Source organism: Bordetella sp. 2513F2, assembly GCF_054642735.1.
This window is the reverse complement of the sequence record NZ_CM137755.1, coordinates 533,879-550,372: the sequence shown is the minus strand read 5'-3', so window position 1 is coordinate 550,372 and position 16,494 is coordinate 533,879. Positions and strand designations below refer to the sequence as shown.

At 70.0% G+C, this 16,494-nt stretch carries 15 protein-coding genes; 4 read left to right on the top strand and 11 right to left on the bottom strand.

Annotated elements, in window-relative coordinates:
• From ACYBYQ_RS02575 to ACYBYQ_RS02550, 6 genes are read right to left on the bottom strand one after another with little or no spacing between them, the layout of a single operon-like run.
• Nucleotides 1–444 (bottom strand): acyl-CoA thioesterase, encoded by a 444-nt coding sequence (locus ACYBYQ_RS02575; RefSeq protein WP_459616834.1) that lies wholly within the window; start codon nucleotides 442–444, stop codon nucleotides 1–3.
• A gap of 2 nt (nucleotides 445–446) precedes the next feature.
• Nucleotides 447–2,102: an AMP-binding protein gene (locus ACYBYQ_RS02570; RefSeq protein ID WP_459616833.1), complete on the bottom strand. Its 1,656-nt coding sequence runs from the start codon at nucleotides 2,100–2,102 to the stop codon at nucleotides 447–449.
• Between the two features lie 34 nt (nucleotides 2,103–2,136).
• Nucleotides 2,137–3,306, bottom strand: a complete 1,170-nt coding sequence (locus tag ACYBYQ_RS02565) for an acyl-CoA dehydrogenase family protein (protein WP_459616832.1) — start codon at nucleotides 3,304–3,306, stop codon at nucleotides 2,137–2,139.
• Between the two features lie 3 nt (nucleotides 3,307–3,309).
• Nucleotides 3,310–4,167 (bottom strand): enoyl-CoA hydratase family protein, encoded by an 858-nt coding sequence (locus ACYBYQ_RS02560; protein ID WP_459616831.1) that lies wholly within the window; start codon nucleotides 4,165–4,167, stop codon nucleotides 3,310–3,312.
• Between the two features lie 55 nt (nucleotides 4,168–4,222).
• Nucleotides 4,223–5,014, bottom strand: a complete 792-nt coding sequence (locus ACYBYQ_RS02555; protein WP_459616830.1) for an SDR family NAD(P)-dependent oxidoreductase — start codon at nucleotides 5,012–5,014, stop codon at nucleotides 4,223–4,225.
• Nucleotides 5,011–7,359 carry a bifunctional salicylyl-CoA 5-hydroxylase/oxidoreductase gene (locus ACYBYQ_RS02550; protein WP_459616829.1) on the bottom strand — a complete coding sequence of 783 codons (2,349 nt, stop codon included), beginning with the start codon at nucleotides 7,357–7,359 and terminating at the stop codon, nucleotides 5,011–5,013. Before ACYBYQ_RS02550 ends, ACYBYQ_RS02555 begins: the two co-directional genes overlap by 4 nt.
• Before the next feature lie 370 nt (nucleotides 7,360–7,729).
• Between ACYBYQ_RS02550 and ACYBYQ_RS02545 the strand changes: the two genes are divergently transcribed.
• On the top strand, nucleotides 7,730–8,611 hold the full coding sequence (locus ACYBYQ_RS02545; protein ID WP_459616828.1) for an alpha/beta hydrolase: 882 nt from the start codon (nucleotides 7,730–7,732) through the stop codon (nucleotides 8,609–8,611).
• A gap of 23 nt (nucleotides 8,612–8,634) precedes the next feature.
• On the opposite strand, the gene ACYBYQ_RS02540 is transcribed toward ACYBYQ_RS02545, so the two are convergent.
• The 5 genes from ACYBYQ_RS02540 to ACYBYQ_RS02520 all read right to left on the bottom strand — a co-directional run bounded on the left by ACYBYQ_RS02540 (nucleotide 8,635) and on the right by ACYBYQ_RS02520 (nucleotide 13,272).
• Nucleotides 8,635–9,339, bottom strand: a complete 705-nt coding sequence (locus ACYBYQ_RS02540) for an ABC transporter ATP-binding protein (RefSeq protein WP_459618687.1) — start codon at nucleotides 9,337–9,339, stop codon at nucleotides 8,635–8,637.
• Complete coding sequence (locus tag ACYBYQ_RS02535; protein ID WP_459616827.1) at nucleotides 9,339–10,121, bottom strand: ABC transporter ATP-binding protein; 783 nt, start codon at nucleotides 10,119–10,121, stop codon at nucleotides 9,339–9,341. Before ACYBYQ_RS02535 ends, ACYBYQ_RS02540 begins: the two co-directional genes overlap by 1 nt.
• Nucleotides 10,118–11,080: a branched-chain amino acid ABC transporter permease gene (locus ACYBYQ_RS02530; RefSeq protein ID WP_459616826.1), complete on the bottom strand. Its 963-nt coding sequence runs from the start codon at nucleotides 11,078–11,080 to the stop codon at nucleotides 10,118–10,120. Before ACYBYQ_RS02530 ends, ACYBYQ_RS02535 begins: the two co-directional genes overlap by 4 nt.
• Before the next feature lie 19 nt (nucleotides 11,081–11,099).
• A complete protein-coding gene (locus ACYBYQ_RS02525; RefSeq protein WP_459616825.1) occupies nucleotides 11,100–12,020 on the bottom strand; it encodes a branched-chain amino acid ABC transporter permease in 921 nt (306 codons plus the stop codon).
• Between the two features lie 88 nt (nucleotides 12,021–12,108).
• On the bottom strand, nucleotides 12,109–13,272 hold the full coding sequence (locus ACYBYQ_RS02520; protein ID WP_459616824.1) for an ABC transporter substrate-binding protein: 1,164 nt from the start codon (nucleotides 13,270–13,272) through the stop codon (nucleotides 12,109–12,111).
• 384 nt (nucleotides 13,273–13,656) lie between these two features.
• Between ACYBYQ_RS02520 and ACYBYQ_RS02515 the strand changes: the two genes are divergently transcribed.
• The 3 genes from ACYBYQ_RS02515 to argJ all read left to right on the top strand — a co-directional run bounded on the left by ACYBYQ_RS02515 (nucleotide 13,657) and on the right by argJ (nucleotide 16,491).
• Nucleotides 13,657–14,145, top strand: a complete 489-nt coding sequence (locus ACYBYQ_RS02515) for a MarR family winged helix-turn-helix transcriptional regulator (protein WP_459616823.1) — start codon at nucleotides 13,657–13,659, stop codon at nucleotides 14,143–14,145.
• Nucleotides 14,146–14,173: 28 nt separating this feature from the next.
• The gene (locus ACYBYQ_RS02510) at nucleotides 14,174–15,169 is read left to right on the top strand and encodes a hypothetical protein (RefSeq protein ID WP_459616822.1); all 996 of its coding nucleotides are present in this window, start codon (nucleotides 14,174–14,176) and stop codon (nucleotides 15,167–15,169) included.
• A gap of 95 nt (nucleotides 15,170–15,264) precedes the next feature.
• Nucleotides 15,265–16,491, top strand: coding sequence for a bifunctional glutamate N-acetyltransferase/amino-acid acetyltransferase ArgJ (argJ, locus tag ACYBYQ_RS02505; protein WP_459616821.1), 1,227 nt, complete (start codon nucleotides 15,265–15,267; stop codon nucleotides 16,489–16,491).
• The last annotated feature ends 3 nt before the right edge of the window (nucleotides 16,492–16,494 follow it).

The window sequence follows — 16,494 nt, the reverse complement described above, 5'->3', positions numbered from 1 at the left end:
TCAGCGGAGGTCGGCGCCCGGCGTGTCGGGCGCCACGAATTCGGCCATGCGCGCGCGCAGGTCCTGCGGCAGCGGGATGGCGCTCATGCTGCGCAGGTCCACGGTGACGATGGTCAGCGCCGCGGCCAGCCGCGGCTGGCCGTCCGGGCCTTCGAACCGCACACCGGCGCGAAACGACGCGCCGCCGATGCGCTCGACGACCAGCCGTTGCCGCAGGCGCTCGTGCCAGCGGCTCGGCGCGCTGAAATCGCACTGCACGGAGGCCAGCGGCGTGCCGATGTGGCGCTCGACGTGCAGCGCGTGGAAGGGCAGGCCCATGCCCTTGTCGAACCACTCCTCGACGAAATCGTTGATCATCTCGAAGTAGCGCGGGTAGAACACGATGCCTGCGGGATCGCAGTGGCGGAACCGGACTTCCACCTCGCTGATGAACGGCGCCGCCATGCTCAGGCCTTCCCCATGCTCATCTGGCGCAGCGCGAAGCGCTGCAATTTGCCGGTCTCGGTGCGCGGCAGCGAGGCCACGAACTCGATGAGGCGCGGATACTTGTAGGGCGCAATGCCCTGCTTGACGAATTCCTGCAGGGCGGCGGCGAGCTCGGGCGTACCCGCGTGGCCGGGCTTGAGCACCACGTAGGCCTTGACCAGCTGCCCGCGCTCCTCGTCGGGCACGCCGACCACGCCGCACTCGGCCACGGCCTCGTGGCGCAGCAGCGCATCCTCGACCTCCGGCCCGGCGATGTTGTAGCCGGCCGAAATGATCATGTCGTCGTTGCGGGCCTGATAGAAGAAGTAGCCGTCGTCGTCGCGGACGAAGGTGTCGCCGGGCAGGTTCCAGCCCTGCTGCACGAACTTGCGCTGGCGTTCGTCGGCCAGGTAGCGGCAGCCCGTGGGGCCCTTGATGGCCAGGCGGCCCGGGGTGCCGTTGGGCACGGGCTGCATCGCGTCGTCGACCACCTGGGCGACGTAGCCGGGCACCACCTTGCCGATGGCGCCCGGACGCACTTCCTCGGGCGGGCTCGAGACGAACACGTGGATCATCTCGGTGCCGCCGATGCCGTCGATCATCTCGATGCCGGTGGCCCGCTTCCAGAGCTGGCGCGTGGCATCGGGCAGTGCCTCGCCGGCCGACACGCTCTTGGCCAGCGACGAGATGTCGTAGCGGTCAGCCAGCCCCGCCATCTGGCGGTAGAAGGTGGGCGCGGTGAACACGATGGTGGCGCGGAAATCCTGGATCAGCTGCAGCAGCGACTCGGGCGTGAGCTTCTCGGCCAGCACGGCGCTGGCGCCCACGCGAAGGGGGAAGCACAGCAGCCCGCCCAGCCCGAAGGTGAACGCCAGGGGCGGCGTGCCGCAGAACACGTCGTCCGGACCGGGCCGGATGACGTGGCGCGGGAACAGGTCGCACATGGCCAGCACGTCGCGGTGGAAGTGCATGCAGCCCTTGGGCGCGCCGGTGGTGCCGCTGGTGAAGGCGATCAGGCAGACGTCGTCGACGGCCGTGTCGCAGGCGGCATAGGTATCGGGCTTGGCCGCGGCGAGCGCGTCGAGCGCGTCCGGCGCATCGTGGTTGAACAGCATCACCTGCTCGAGGCCGGGGCAGTGGTATTCGTGGCCCGGCTCGGCGCAACGCAGCGCCTCGTCCTTGAGGCGGACGTCGCACAGCACCGCGCGCACGCGGGCCTTCTCGATGACCTGATGCAGCTCCTTGGCGCGCAGCAGCGGCATGGTGGGCACCGTGACCAGCCCCGCCTTGATGGCCGCCAGCCAGCTGGCCGCCATCATGGGATTGTTGGGCCCGCGCAGCAGCACGCGATTGCCCGGCACCAGGCCCATGTCTTCGGTCAGCACGCGGGCGATGCGGTTGGTGAGCGCACGCAGCTCGTCGTAGCGCATGGCGCACGGCCGGCCGTCCGGGCCGCGCCAGCGCAGGGCGATGCGCTGGCCATGGCCGCGCTCCACCATGGCGTCGACCAGCTCCACGGCGCAGTTGACCCGGGCCGGATAGGCGGTGTCCGGGCCGTCCAGCAGGAACTCGGGCCAGGTGTCGGGCGGCGGCAGGTTGTCGCGGGCGTAGGTGTCCACGTGGGCGGATGGTTCCATGGTGTCGTCCCCTTCAGGGCTGCGCCGGGCCGGCTCAGGTCTTGAGCAGTTCCCGGGCGATGATGAGTTTCTGGACCTCCGTGGCGCCCTCGTAGATGCGCAGCGCACGGATCTCGCGGTACAGCTTCTCCACCGGCTGGCCGGCGACCACGCCGGCCCCGCCGAACATCTGCAGGGCGCGGTCGATCACCGACTGCGCCGACTCGGTGGCCGTCATCTTGGCCATGGCCGCCTCGCGCGTGGTGCGCACGCCCTGTACGTCGCGCATCCACGCGGCCCGGTACGTGAGCAGGGCGGAGGCGTCGATGGCGGTGTCCATGTCGCCCAGCGCCGCCTGGGTGAGCTGCAGGTCGGCCAGCGTCTGGCCGAACATGCGCCGGCTGCGGGCGCGCTCCAGGCCCTCGTCCAGCGCCCGGCGGGCAAAGCCCAGCGCGGCGGCCGCCACCGAGGCGCGGAAGATGTCCAGGGTCATCATGGCCAGCTTGAAGCCCTGCCCGGCCTCGCCCAGGCGCTGGTCCGCGGGGATGCGGCAGTTCTCGAAGCGCAGCCGGCCCAGGGGGTGCGGCGCGATCAGGTCGAAGCGCTCGGCCACGCTCAATCCCGGCGTGCCGGCCTCGACCACGAAGGCGCTGATGCCGCGCGCCCCCGGCGCTTCGCCCGTGCGCGCGAACACGCAATAGAAATCGGCGATGCCGGCGTTCGATATCCAGGTCTTCTCGCCATCCAGCACGTAATGGTCTCCCTCCCGGCGCGCCTCGCAGGCCATGGCCGCCACGTCGGAGCCCGCCTCGGGCTCCGACAGCGCGAACGCCGCGATGGCGGAACCGGAAGCCACGCGGGGCAGGTAGCGCAGGCGCAGCGCGTCGGATCCCATCAGCGAGATCGCCCCGCTGCCCAGGCCCTGCATGGCGAAGGCGAAATCGGCCAGGCCCTCGTGCCGGGCGAGGGTCTCGCGCAGGATGCAGACGGCGCGAGAGTCCACCGCGGGCAGCTTGCCGCCCCAGGCTCCGCCGGGGCCGGCCGGCACGGCATAGCGCAGCCAGCCGGCCTCGCCCAGGGCCCGCACCAGCTGCCTGCAGGCGGCATCCGCATCATGATGGTCGACGTGGGCCAGCGCCGGGCCGCACCAGTCGTCCAGTTCGCGCGCCAGCGCGCGGTGGGCATCGTCGAAGAACGGCCAGTCCAGCCAGGACGCATCGCGCATGGTTCAGTCTCCCTCGAACACCGGCTTCTGCTTGGCCACGAAAGCGTGGTAAGCGCGATGGAAATCGCGCGTCTGCATGCAGATGGCCTGGGCCTCGGCCTCGGCCTCTATCGCCTCGTCCAGCCCCATGTTCCATTCCTGGTGCAGCAGCTTCTTGGTGACCCCGTGCGCGAAGGTGGGGCCGGCGGCGATCTGCCCTGCCAGGCGCTGCGCGGCCTGCGCCAGCTCGTCGGACGCGTGCAGGGCGTTGAAGAATCCCCACTGCAGGCCCTCCTCGGCGCTCATGGCGCGCCCCGTATACAGCAGTTCCGCGGCGCGGCCCTGGCCTATCGTGCGCGGCAGCAGCGTGCAGGCGCCCATGTCGGCGCCCGCCAGGCCCACGCGGGTGAACAGGAAAGCCGTGCGGGCCGCCGGCGTGCCCAGGCGCAGGTCGGACGCCAGTGCCACCATGGCGCCCGCCCCGGCGCACACGCCGTCGACCGCCGCCACGATGGGCTGCGGGCAGGCGCGCATGGCCTTGACCAGGTCGCCCGTCATGCGCGTGAAATCGAGCAGCTCCGGCATGCTCATCCGGGTGAGCGGGCCGATGATTTCGTGCACGTCGCCGCCGGAGCAGAAGTTGCCGCCCGCCCCGGTAACCACCACCACCTTGACGTCGGTGGCGTAGACCAGGCCGCGGAAGAGGTCGCGCAGTTCGGCGTAGGAGTCGAACGTGAGCGGGTTCTTGCGTTCGGGGCGGTCGAGGGTGATGGTGGCGACCTTGCCGTCGTCCGACACATCCCAGCGGAACGTGCGCGCCTGGTAGTCCGCATACGGACGCTTGTGGTGCTTCATCGAGTGCGATTCGGGTGTGGTGCTCATGATGTCTCCGTATGTGTCTGCGCGGAAGTTCGCCGCCGTTGCAGGTGGCGGGCTCCTAGCCCGTCATGACTTCGCCGCCGTCCACGGCGATGGCCTGGCCGTTCACCGACGCGGACGAGGGCAGCGCCAGCCAGGCCACCGTCTCGGCCACGTCGACGGGGTCGACCAGCCTGCCCTGGGGATTGCGCTCCGCCAGCCTGGCGCGCGCCTCGGCCTCGCCCAGCCCCGTCTTGTGCATGATGTTGGCCACGGCATCGCGCACGATGTCGGTTTCGGTGTAGCCCGGGCACACCGCATTCACCGTGACGCCCTTGCGCGCCGTTTCCAGGGCCACCGAACGGGTCAGCCCGATCACGCCGTGCTTGGCGGCGCTGTAGGCGCTGACATAGGCATAGCCGATCAGGCCTGCCGTGCTGGCCACATTGACGATGCGGCCCCAGCCCTGCTCCAGCATGCCCGGCAGCGCCGCCTGCATGCAGTGGAAGGTGCCCGTGAGATTCACGTCGAGCATGGCGCGCCACAGCGCCGCATCGGTGCGGTCGAAGCGCTGGCTGACCGCCTGCCCTGCGTTGTTGACCAGGACGTGCACCGGGCCGAGCGCGGCAGCGGCCTGCGCGAAGGCCTGCGCCACGGCCTGCGCGTCGGCCACGTCCGCAGCGGCCACCGCCACCCGCCCCGCGGCCCCGAGCCCGTCGGCGGCGGTGCGCAGGGCCTGCGCATCGCGCCCCATCAGGGTGACGTCGGCACCGCGCGCAAGCAGCGCACGGGCGCAGGCCAGGCCGATGCCGCGCGCCCCGCCGGTGACGACGGCGTGGCGGCCTGCCAGGGGAAGCGGGGAGGGATTCATTTGACGTCCAGTTGCGCCATGGCGGCGGCGCGTTCGAAGTTGGTCTCGAGCTGGCGCTTGCCGGCCGCGTACTGGCGCGGCCACTGCGTGCCGCGGTAGCCCACGCGTGCCGCCTCGCGCAGCGTCCAGGAGGCATCGGCCAGGTGCGGGCGGGCCAGCGCGCACAGATCGGCCCGCCCGGAGGCGATGATGCCGTTGGCATGGTCGGCCTCGAAGATGGCGCCCACCGCGATGGTGGGAATGCCGGCCTCGTTGCGCACGCGGTCGGCGAAGGGCGTCTGGTACATGCGGCCGTATACGGGTTTCTGGTCGGGGCTGACCTGGCCGGACGAGCAGTCGATCATGTCGGCGCCGGCCGCCTTGAACAGCCGGGCGATGGCCACGGCATCGTCGGCCGTGATGCCGCCCTCCACCCAGTCGTGCGCCGAGATCCGCACCGACATGGGCAGGTGCGCGGGCCATGCCGCGCGCACCGCTTCGAACACCTCCAGCGGATAGCGCAGGCGGTTCTCCAGGCTGCCGCCGTACTCGTCCTCGCGCTGGTTGGTGAGCGGGGAGATGAAGCTCGACAGCAGGTAGCCGTGGGCACAATGCAGCTCCAGCCAGTCGAAGCCGGCATGCGCCGCGCGCCGCGCTGCCGCGACGAAATCGTCGCGCACGCGATCCATATCGGCGCGCGTCATGGCGCCGGGCGTCTGGGAGATTCCCGGCAGGTAGGGCAGCGCCGAAGCCGAGAGCAGCGGCCAGTTGCCTTCGGGCAACGGGTGGTCCATCTGCTGCCAGCCGAGCTGCGTGGAGCCCTTGCGCCCGGCATGCCCCAGCTGGATGCCGATGCGCGCCGGGGTATGCCCGTGCACGAAATCGACGATGCGCCGGAAAGCCTCGGCCTGTGCGTCGTTCCACAACCCGGGGCACCCGGGCGTGATGCGCGCGTCGGGCGAGGGGCAGGTCATCTCGACCATGACCAGGCCGGCGCCGCCCATGGCGCGCGCGCCCAGGTGCACCAGGTGGAAATCGCCCGGCACGCCGTCCTGGCAGGAGTACATGGCCATGGGCGAGACCACGATGCGGTTGGGCAGCGTGACCTCGCGCAGCCGGAACGGCGTGAGCATGGGCAGGGGCGGACGCGTGCCCGGCGGCACCGGCACGCCTGCCTGCCCGGCGATGAAGCGCTCGTAGCCTTCCAGCCAGGCCGCATCGCGCAGGCGCAGGTTCTCGTGCGAGATGCGCTGCGAACGCGTGAGCAGCGAGTAGACGAACTGCTCCGGCGGCAGGCCGGCATAGCGGCTGACATTCTCGAACCATTCGGTGGAGTTGCGGGCGGCGTTCTGGATCTTGAGCACCTCCACGCTGCGCACGTCTTCGTAGTGCTGCAGCGCGGCCTCCAGCGTCTCGTGGCCCGCCATGCAGCGGGCCAGCTCGATGGCGTCTTCCAGCGCCAGCTTGGTGCCCGAGCCGATGGAGAAATGCGCCGTATGGGCCGCGTCGCCCATCAGCACCACCGGCACGCGCCGCGGGCCGTGGCCCGTTTCCAGGGTGTTCCAGTGCACCCAGGTATTGCAGATCACCCGCGGGAAGCGGATCCAGATGGCCGAGCCGCGCAGGTGCCGGGCATTGCTCATGAGCTTGTGGCCGTCCAGCCACGGGGCGAACAGGCGCTCGCAATAGGCGATGCCTTCCTCCTGGCTCATCTCTTCGATGCCGGCCGCCTTCCAGGTTTCCTCGGGCGTTTCCACGATGAAGGTGGACAGCCCGTTCTCGAAGCGATAGGCGTGCGCCTGGAACCAGCCATGCTCGGTTTCCACGAAGGCGAAGGTGAAGGCGTCGAATACCTTGGTGGTGCCCATCCACACGAAGCGGCAGCGACGCTGGTCGATATCGGGCTTGAAGGTATCCGCATAGCGCGTGCGGGCCAGGCTGTTGATGCCGTCGGAGGCGATGACCAGGTCGGCGCCGTACTGGCGGGCGATTTCCTGGTCGTCCTGCACGAAGGTCTCGAAAACCAGCTTCACGCCCACCTCTTCGCAGCGCGCCTGCAGGATGTTGAGCAGGTGCTTGCGGCCGATGCCGATGAAGCCGTGCCCGCTGGTGCGGATGCTGCGGCCCTTGAAGTGGACTTCGATGTCGTCCCAGTGGTTGAAGGCGTCGCCGATGGTGCGGGCCGACACCGGATCGGCCTGGCGCAGGTTTTCCATGGTGGCGTCGGAGAACACCACGCCCCAGCCGAACGTATCGTACGGGCGGTTGCGCTCCACGACGGTGACTTCGTGATCGGGGTTCTGCAGCTTCATCAGCAGGCCGAAATACAGGCCGGCGGGGCCGCCCCCCAGGCAGACGATCTTCATTGCGCAAGCCACTCCGTGCTGTGCGGCGCCGGCCGGTGTGCCGGCAGGCAGGCGTCGCGGATTTTCAACCCTTAATAGTTTAGGCTTGAAATATATACGCGAATCGGGGGCCCTGCAAGCAGCAGCCGCAACGTTCCGGCAGGCCTGCTGCGGCCATCCCGGGGTTTCCCTGATCCGCCCGCCGGCCATGCACGCCGCTGGCCCAGGCCAGCAATGCACGCACGCGCCGATGCAGACGAGGATGGCGCTGGTGGCAAAGCCGGCTGCCGCCCCCTATCATCACGTCAGTCCAGGCTGTGAGCAGGACCTCCACCCGCACGCAGGCATGAGCCTCCATCCGCCGCCTGAGCCCCACCCCACAGGTGTCCCCATGAGCTTTCTCTACCGACAATACGACCAGGCCGCCCTGGACATCCAGTACAACGCCCGCGCCACCGTGCCGGACATCCAGCCGCTGATGCAGCGCTATGCCGAGGAAAGCCGCATCGCCCGGGAAACCCTGCCCTGCGAGCTGGACGTGGCCTACGGCGATCATCCGGACGAGACGCTGGACATCTTTCCCGCCGATGCGCGCGTGGCGACAGGCCCTGTGCCGGTGTTTCTCTACATCCACGGCGGCTACTGGCGCATGCTGTCCAAGAACGAGTCCAGCAGCATGGCGCCGGCCTTCACGCGGGCCGGCGCGGTGTGCGTGGCGGTGAACTATTCGCTGGCGCCGGCGGCCACCCTGGACCGCATCGTCGAGCAGAACCGGCGGGCCCTGGCCTGGGTGTATCGCAACATCGCCCGCTACGGCGGCGATCCCTCCCGCATCCACATCGGCGGCAGCTCGGCCGGCGGGCATCTCGCCGGGATGCTGCTGGCCGGCGGCTGGAAGCAGGCGGCGGGCCTGCCCGAAGACGTGGTGAAGGGCGCGCTGCTGTTGTCGGGGCTCTACGACCTCACTCCGCTGGTGCACACGCACATCAACGCATGGATGCGCATGACGCCGGAAGACGCCGTGCGCAACAGCCCCGACCGCCAGCTGCCGGCCACGGGCTGCCCCGTGGTGGTCAGCTACGGCGACAACGAGACCGACGAATTCAAGCGCCAGAGCGACGAGTTCCTGCGGCGCTGGCAGGCGCTGGGCCATCCGGGCCGCCACGTGCGCGTGCCCGGCCTGAACCATTTCGACATCGTGCTGGAACTGGGCAAGGCGGACAGCCCGCTGACCCGCGCCGTGTTCGCGCAGATGGGCCTGCCCGACGCCTGAGCGGCGGGGCGCACGCCGCCGGCTCACACCCCCAGGTAACGCTCCCACAGCCCGCGGTCGGCGTCCAGCGCCGCGGAGTCGCCCGTCCAGACGACCTTGCCGCGCTCGAGGATGACGTGGCGGTCGGCCAGGGCCAGCAGGCGCTCCACGTATTTGTCGATGACCAGGATGGTCTGGCCCGCCTCGCGCAGCCGCGCCAGGCAGGTCCAGATCTCCTCGCGGATGCGCGGTGCCAGCCCCTCCGTGGCCTCGTCCAGGATGAGCAGGCGCGGATTGGTGACGAGCGCCCTGCCGATGGCCAGCATCTGCTGCTCGCCGCCGGAGAGCTGGTTGCCCAGGTTGCGGGCCCGCTCGGCCAGGCGCGGAAACAGGGCGAACACGCGCTCGGGCGTCCAGGGCTCGCCGATCTCGGGATTGCGTGCCGCCGCGAAGGCGGTCAGGTGCTCGCGCACCGTGAGATTGGGAAAGCACTGCCTGCCCTCTGGCACGATGGCCAGGCCGGCGCGCGCGATGCGGTCGGGCCGCCATCCGCCGATGTCCTGCCCCCCGAAGCGCATGTGGCCGGCCCGCAGCGGCAGCTGGCCGAACAGGGTGCGCAGCAGCGTGGTCTTGCCCATGCCGTTGCGGCCCAGCAGCGTGACGACCTGGCCGGCGCCTATCGACAGGTCCACGCCGAACAGGACCTGGCTGGGTCCGTAGCCGCTCTCGATCTTGCTGAGTTCCAGCATCATGCCTCCTCCAGCGCGGCTTCGTCGCCCAGGTAGGCCTGGCGCACCTCGGGGTTGGCCCGGATCTCATCCGGCGTGCCGGTGGCGATGACCCGGCCGTACACCAGCACGGAAATGCGGTCGGCCAGCCGGAATACCGCCTGCATGTCGTGCTCCACCAGCAGCATGGCCGCCTGGCCCCGCAGGGTTTCGATGAGGTCGGCCAGGCGCAGGGTCTCGTCGGGCCCCATCCCGGCCATGGGCTCGTCGAGCAGCAGCACGCTGGGCCGGGCAGCCAGGGCCAGCGCGAATTCCAGCTTGCGCTGCTCGCCGTGGGGCAGCGTGCCGGCCGGCCGCGACAGCAGTTGCGCATCGATGGCGCACTGGCGCGCCAGGGCCTGCGCCGCCTCGTGGAGGGCCTGTTCGGCGTCGCGCGGACGCCAGAAGCGGAAGCTGCTGCCCGCGTGGGCCTGCACTGCCAGCAGCAGGTTCTCCTGCACGCTGAACGACTTGAAGATGTTGGTGATCTGGTAGGAGCGCGACAGCCCCGCGGCCACGCGCCGGTGCGCGTTCAGGCGCGTGATGTCGGCGCCGCCCAGCCGCAGCGTGCCGGCGTCGGCAGGCAGGGTGCCGGAAAGCAGGTGGATCAGCGTGGACTTGCCGGCCCCGTTGGGCCCGATCAGGGCGTGGATCTCGCCGGGCGCGAGGCTGAGCGAAACATGGTCGGTGGCGAGCAGCGCGCCGAAGCGCCGTACCAGGCCTTCGGCCTGCAGGGCCGGAACGGAAGATGGGGAGGCAGTCATGGTTGCGTCCTTGCGGCGGGGCCGCGGCCGGCAAAGAACGGCCCCAGCAGCCCCGCCAGGCCCCGCGGCGCGCCCAGCACCACGCACAGCAGCAGGATGCCCAGCGGCAGGTGCCAGTATTCGGTCCAGATGCGCAGCGCCTCCTCGAGCACCAGCATCACCACCGCCCCCGCCACGCCGCCGTAGCGCAGGCCGATGCCCCCCACCAGCACCATGATGAGCAGGTTGGCGGATTGGGTCCAGTGCATCAGGCTGGGCGAGATGAACAGGTTGTGGTTGGCCAGCAGCGCGCCGGCGAGCCCCGCCACCGCGCCGCTCAGGGTGAAGGCGACGAGCTTGAGCCGGTATACCGGATAGCCCAGCGCCTCCATGCGCGACTCGTTCTCGCGCACGCCCTGCAGCGCCATGCCGAAGCGCGAATCCACCAGCCGGTTGAACAGCCACATGACCAGGACGAACAGGGCCAGCACCAGATAGTAGAAGCTGCGGTCGTCGGCGAGATCGAGGCCCGGCACGGTGGAGTAGCCGGCGAGGTTGAGGCCGTCCTCGCCGCCGTACTGGCGCAGCGAGATGAAGACGTAGTAGATCATCTGCGCGAAGGCCAGGGTGATCATGATGAAGTACACGCCGCGCGTGCGCAGCGAGATCGCGCCCGTGACCAGGGCCAGCACGGCCGCCAGCCCCATGGCCACGGGCCAGGCCAGCAGCGCCGCGTCCAGGCCTTCGGCGGCCAGGATGCCGACCGCGTACGCGCCCGCACCGAAATAGGCGGCATGGCCCAGGGCCACCATGCCGCCGTAGCCCAGCACGAGGTTGAGCGCCGTGGCCGCGATGGCATAGATCAGGATGCGGCGCACGAAAGAGACATAGAAATCGAAGCCGAACAGCGGCGCCACCAGCGGGAATGCCGCCAGGGCGAGCAACAGCAGCGCGGTCCAGAACAGGGAACGTCGGGTCATGGGAGGCAGTCTGGCGGCGCTAGCCGCGTGCGGGAAACAGGCCCGAGGGGCGGAATACCAGGATGCCGGCCATCAGTACGTAGATGGCAATGGCGGCGAGCGTGGGCCCGACGCTGGAGGCGACGGCCGGAGGAAAGAAGCTGCGCAGCAGCATGGGCAGGAAGGCCCGGCCGGCGGTGTCGACCATGCCGACCAGCAGCGCGCCCACGAAGGCGCCGCGGATCGAGCCTATGCCGCCGATGACGATGCACACCAGCACCAGGATGAGGATCTCCTCGCCCATGCCGATCTGCACGGCCGTGACGGGGCCCAGCAGCGCGCCTGCCACCGCCGCCAGCACCGCGCCCAGCACGAACACGCCCAGGAACAGCAGCGGCACGCGCACGCCCATCAGCGTGGCCATCTGGCGGTTCGAGGCGCCCGCCCGGACCAGCACGCCGGCGCGCGTGCGGGTGACGAACGCGTACAGCCCTACGGCCGCGGCCAGCCCGGCGGCGATGATCATGAGGCGATAGGCCGGGTAGAGCAGGTCGGGCATCAGCCTGACCGGCCCGGACAGTGCCGCCGGCATGCCGAGCATCATGGGAGCCGGGCCCCAGATCATCTTGACGAGGTCGTTGGCGATCAGGATCACGGCATAGGTGCCCAGCACCTGGGCGAGGTGGTCGCGCACGGCCAGGCGCCGGATCAGCGTGAGCTCGAGCACCACGGCCACCACGCCGGTGGCCAGGGCGGCCACCAGCACCGCGGCCGTGAACGAGCCGGTGCGCTGCATGGTTTCGGCGGCCACGTAGGCCCCGGCCATGTAGAGCGACCCGTGGGCCAGGTTCATGATGTCCATGATGCCGAACACCAGCGTCAGCCCCGCCGCGATGAGAAACAGCATCAGCCCGAACTGCAGGCCATTCAGCAACTGCTCGATGATCAGCGTATGGCTCATCGGCACGATCCCCCTGTGCCCCGGGCCTGCATGCCCGGGGTCGTGTCGTTCGCAGCGGCGGGCGCAGCGCGCGCCCGCCGCCACGGCATTACAGCTTGCACTGCTCCACGTAGACGTCCTGGTGCCGCTCGAACACCTGGCCCACCAGCTTGTTGGTGATGCGGCCGTCTGCGTCCTTGTCGATCACGCGGGCGTAGTAGGCCTGGACCGGATAATGGTTCCTGCCGTAGGAAAACTTGCCGCGCACCGAGGGGAAGTCGGCCTTCTCCAGGGCCTGCACGACGGCCTCGCGGTCGGACACCTTGCCGCCCGCCTGCTTGACCGCGGCGTCGATGGCCATGATGACGTCATAGGCCTGGGCCGCGTAGACGGAGGGGTAGCGGCCGCCGTATTCCTTGCGGAACGCCTCGACGAACTGCCTGTTCTGCGGCACGTCGAGATCGTGCGCCCATTGTGCGGCGTTGTACATGCCCAGCATGGGCTCGCCCACGGCCTGGATGACGTCTTCGTCGGCAGAGAAGCCCGGGCCGACCATGGCGATGCTCTGCGACAGGCCCGCCGCGACGAACTGCTTGATGAAATTGATGCCCATGCCGCCCGGCAGGAAGAAATACACGGCGTCGGGCTTGGCGGCGCGGATCTGCGCCAGCTCGGCGGCGTAGTCGATCTGGCCCAGCTTGGTGTAGAGCTCCTGGTCGACCTCGGCCTTGTAGCCGCGCTTGAAGCCCGTGAGGGCATCCTTGCCGGCGGGATAGTCGGGCGCCAGGATGAATACCTTCTTGTATCCCCGGTCGGCGGCCACCTTGCCGGCGGCCTCGTGGAACGCATCGTTCTGGTACGACACGCCGAACCAGTAGCGGTTGCATTGCGTGCCGGCATACTGGCTGGGGCCGGGATTGTTGGACAGGTACGGCACCTTGGCTGCGAACAGGGCCGGCCCCACGGCCAGTGCCACATTGGAGCCGATGGGGCCGGTGAAGAAGTCGATCTTCTCGCGCTGGATGTAGCGCATGACCAGCTGGCGCGCCTGGTCGGGATTGCCGCCCATGTCGGTCTGGAGAAACTCCGCCGGCTGGCCGCCGAGCTTGCCGCCGAGCTGCTTGATGGCGAGATTGAAGCCATCGCGCGCCTCGGCGCCCAGCGCCGAGAACGGCCCGGAGATGTCGTTGGCGATGCCCACCTTGACGGGTTCGGCCTGGGCCAGCGCGGGTGCGAGCGCCGCGACGGCCAGTAGAGTGGAAAGAAAACGCATGGGGTCGGCTCCTTGCTCGGTGCGCTTGCGGTTTTTTATGCTGCGTTTGATTCGAATGCTTCCGTGCCCGGCGCGGGATCCCTGTGCCGCGCGGCGCTTGCCCCGTGCAGGAACCGGTGGCGTGCGCCATAGTTTAGGTTTAAAGTATCCGGCATAACAAGTCTAGGGTTTTTCCCAATAAACTATCGCCATGACCGCCCTTTGCCGCAGACACGACTACGGCGTGCGCCCTGTGCAACGCCACGCACTGCAACGCCACGCACGCGCGACAGTACCCGACGCCGGACCTTTCCTCAAGCCTCATGCCGAGCGCGGCCGCAAGGCTCGCCACACGCCGGGTGCAGCCTGAGGCGGCCTCCGGATCCCCACCCCTACCCTGCCCCCATGATCGACTCTCCCGACCTGGAATCGCGCGCCGCGCCCGAAGACCACCATGCGCTGCGCCTGTGGCTGCGCATGCTGACCTGCTGCAATCTCATCGAATCCGAGATCCGTGGCCGGCTGCGCACGGAATTCGACACCACGCTGCCGCGCTTCGACCTGATGGCCCAGCTGCAGCGCGCTCCCAAGGGCATGAAGATGGGCGAGCTGTCGCGCCACATGATGGTGACCAACGGCAACATCACGGGCATCACCGACCAGCTCGAGAAAGAAGGGCTGGTGATGCGCACCAAGGTCGAGACCGACCGGCGCAGCTCGCTGATCAAGCTCACGCCGCTGGGCCGCCGCACGTTCGCCCGCATGGCGCGCGCCCATGAAGGCTGGGTCAAGAGCATGTTCGACGACCTGCCCGAGTCCAGCCGCAACGCCCTGTTCAAGGCGCTGGGCGAACTGAAGCTGCAGGTCGTGTCGCGGCGCAGCCAGCCGCGTTGAAGGCGGCGGATGAGCGCATAATCCGCGCATGATTCCCCCGCTTGCACTGGCGGGCGGCTCGCAGGCCGCCCTGCTGATCTCCCTGGCCTGCCTGAGCACGCTGCTCACCTGGCTGGCGCGTCTCGCCGTCAACCGCGACGCGCGCCAGTGGCTGCGCGCGCATCCGCGCCTGGGCCCGGCCCTGATGGCGCTGCTGGCCGCCCTCGGCGCCGTCTTTCCCGGCCAGCACATCGGCCCCTGGCTCGCCGCCCAGCGCGAGGCCCGGGAAGCCGAAGCGCGCCGCGCCCGGCTCGAGGCGCCCCTGGAACTGGCTGGCATCGCCATGCCGGCGGGCACCGTGCTGCGCCTGGCCACGCCCGGCGAGCCGGCCACCTTCCTGCACGCCGCCTTCCCGCACTCCGTCGAGGTGGCCGGGCTGCAGGTCCGCGAAGTGTGGCGCCACCCGCGCACCGGCGACGGGCCGGAGGCCTGGTCGCTGGTCCTGGCCGGCGAGCAGGCCGTGGACGGCTGGCAGTGCGCTCGCGGCCATCGCGTCGAACTGCGGCTGCAGCAAGGCGCTGCGCGCTTCGAGGGCTGCCACCTGGCCGCCGGCAATCTGCTGGCGGGCGAGGTCCTGCCCCGGGGCACCTGGCTGGCGCGGCGCGATGCCGCCGGCTGGCGGCTGCGCACGGAAGGCAGCGAGCCCGTGCGCATCGCCGGGCTGCCCCTGCTCAGGGCGGACGTGCTGCTCGATGACGCACGGCAGGTGCACACCTTCGAAGGCCTGCTCGCCGAAGACCTGGCCCTGGGTCCGCTGAGCTACCCCACGGGCACGCGCGCCGCAAGCGCCGACGGCGTGCCCGGCGCACGCGCCGGCGACCTGCTGTTCAGCCCCGCGCGCGGCCGCTCGGCCCGCCGCGAGGGCGGCACCGACGTGGGACCCGGCTCGTCGGTGCTGCAGGCGCCCGACGGCACGGTGCGCGCCGTGCTCGCCAATCGCGCGGCAGGCGTGTTCGACGTGGCCGACCTGCGCATCGCGCCCTGAGCCGCGGCAGTGGGATAATAGGCGGCTCAGAGCCCGACGGGCCCTGGCATCCGCCGCCGTGCGGCGCCCTGCTTCCTGCCTCCCGAGACGAACCGATGGCCGTTAACCTGCAGATCCCCCAAGAATCCGACATATTCCCCGTTCCCGGCGTCGAGATCGGCGTCACCGAGGCCGGCATCCGCAAGGCCAACCGGCGCGACCTCACCGTGTTCCGCCTGGCCGAAGGCAGCAGCGTGGCGGGCGTGTTCACCCGCAACCGCTTCCGCGCGGCGCCCGTGCAGGTATGCGAGGAGCACCTGGCGAGCGGCGGGCCGATCCGGGCCCTGGTGATCAACACCGGCAACGCCAACGCCGGCACCGGCGCCGAAGGGCTCGAGCGGGCCCGGGAAACCTGCGGGATCCTCGGCAGGCTGCTGGGCGTGCCGGCGCAGCAGGTGCTGCCGTTCTCCACCGGCGTGATCCTCGAGCCGCTGCCCATAGACCGCATCGAGGCGGGCCTGCCAGGCGCCGTGTCGGCCCTCGCGGCCGACCAGTGGTTCAACGCCGCCCACGGCATCATGACCACCGACACGCTGCCCAAGGTGCACTCGCAGCGCATCACGGCCGGCGGCAAGACCATCACCCTCACCGGCATCAGCAAGGGCGCCGGCATGATCCGCCCCAACATGGCAACCATGCTGAGCTTCCTGGCCACCGACGCCGGCATCGCCCAGCCGCTGCTGCGCAAGCTGGCGGGCCGCATCGCCGACCAGAGCTTCAACCGCATCACCGTCGACGGCGATACCTCGACGAACGACTCGTTCATCCTGGTCGCCACCGGGAAGTCGGGCCTGCAGATCGACAGCGAATCCGATCCCGGCTATGCCGAAGTGGCCGAAGCGCTCGCCCGCGCCGCCCTGGACCTCGCCCAGAAGATCGTGCGCGATGCCGAAGGCGCCACCAAGTTCATGACCATCCGCGTGGAGGAAGCGGGCGACGCCGAGGAGGCGCTCAAGGTGGCGTACGCGGTGGCGCATTCGCCCCTGGTCAAGACCGCGTTCTATGCGTCCGACCCCAACCTGGGCCGCATCCTGGCCGCCATCGGCTATGCCGGCATAGACGACCTCGACGTGGGCAACATCCGCCTGTGGCTGGGCGACGTGCTGGTGGCCGTGGACGGCGGACGCAATCCCGCCTACCAGGAAGAGGACGGCCAGCGCGTGATGCGCGAGGCCGAGATCCTGGTGCGCATCGCCCTGGGCCGCGGCCACGCCGCCGAAACGGTCTACACCTGCGACTTCTCCCACGACTACGTCAGCATCAACGCCGACTACCGCTCCTGATAC

Bases quoted from the DNA above. Each gene is read 5' to 3' on its own strand.
- ACYBYQ_RS02555 (WP_459616830.1), bottom strand. From the start codon at position 5,014: ATGAATCCCTCCCCGCTTCCCCTGGCAGGCCGCCACGCCGTCGTCACC.
- ACYBYQ_RS02535 (WP_459616827.1), bottom strand. From the start codon at position 10,121: ATGACTGCCTCCCCATCTTCCGTTCCGGCCCTGCAGGCCGAAGGCCTG.
- ACYBYQ_RS02530 (WP_459616826.1), bottom strand. From the start codon at position 11,080: ATGACCCGACGTTCCCTGTTCTGGACCGCGCTGCTGTTGCTCGCCCTG.
- ACYBYQ_RS02525 (WP_459616825.1), bottom strand. From the start codon at position 12,020: ATGAGCCATACGCTGATCATCGAGCAGTTGCTGAATGGCCTGCAGTTC.
- ACYBYQ_RS02540 (WP_459618687.1), bottom strand. From the start codon at position 9,339: ATGCTGGAACTCAGCAAGATCGAGAGCGGCTACGGACCCAGCCAGGTC.
- ACYBYQ_RS02565 (WP_459616832.1), bottom strand. From the start codon at position 3,306: ATGCGCGATGCGTCCTGGCTGGACTGGCCGTTCTTCGACGATGCCCAC.
- ACYBYQ_RS02550 (WP_459616829.1), bottom strand. From the start codon at position 7,359: ATGAAGATCGTCTGCCTGGGGGGCGGCCCCGCCGGCCTGTATTTCGGC.
- argJ (WP_459616821.1), top strand. From the start codon at position 15,265: ATGGCCGTTAACCTGCAGATCCCCCAAGAATCCGACATATTCCCCGTT.
- ACYBYQ_RS02570 (WP_459616833.1), bottom strand. From the start codon at position 2,102: ATGGAACCATCCGCCCACGTGGACACCTACGCCCGCGACAACCTGCCG.
- ACYBYQ_RS02510 (WP_459616822.1), top strand. From the start codon at position 14,174: ATGATTCCCCCGCTTGCACTGGCGGGCGGCTCGCAGGCCGCCCTGCTG.
- ACYBYQ_RS02545 (WP_459616828.1), top strand. From the start codon at position 7,730: ATGAGCTTTCTCTACCGACAATACGACCAGGCCGCCCTGGACATCCAG.
- ACYBYQ_RS02515 (WP_459616823.1), top strand. From the start codon at position 13,657: ATGATCGACTCTCCCGACCTGGAATCGCGCGCCGCGCCCGAAGACCAC.
- ACYBYQ_RS02520 (WP_459616824.1), bottom strand. From the start codon at position 13,272: ATGCGTTTTCTTTCCACTCTACTGGCCGTCGCGGCGCTCGCACCCGCG.
- ACYBYQ_RS02560 (WP_459616831.1), bottom strand. From the start codon at position 4,167: ATGAGCACCACACCCGAATCGCACTCGATGAAGCACCACAAGCGTCCG.
- ACYBYQ_RS02575 (WP_459616834.1), bottom strand. From the start codon at position 444: ATGGCGGCGCCGTTCATCAGCGAGGTGGAAGTCCGGTTCCGCCACTGC.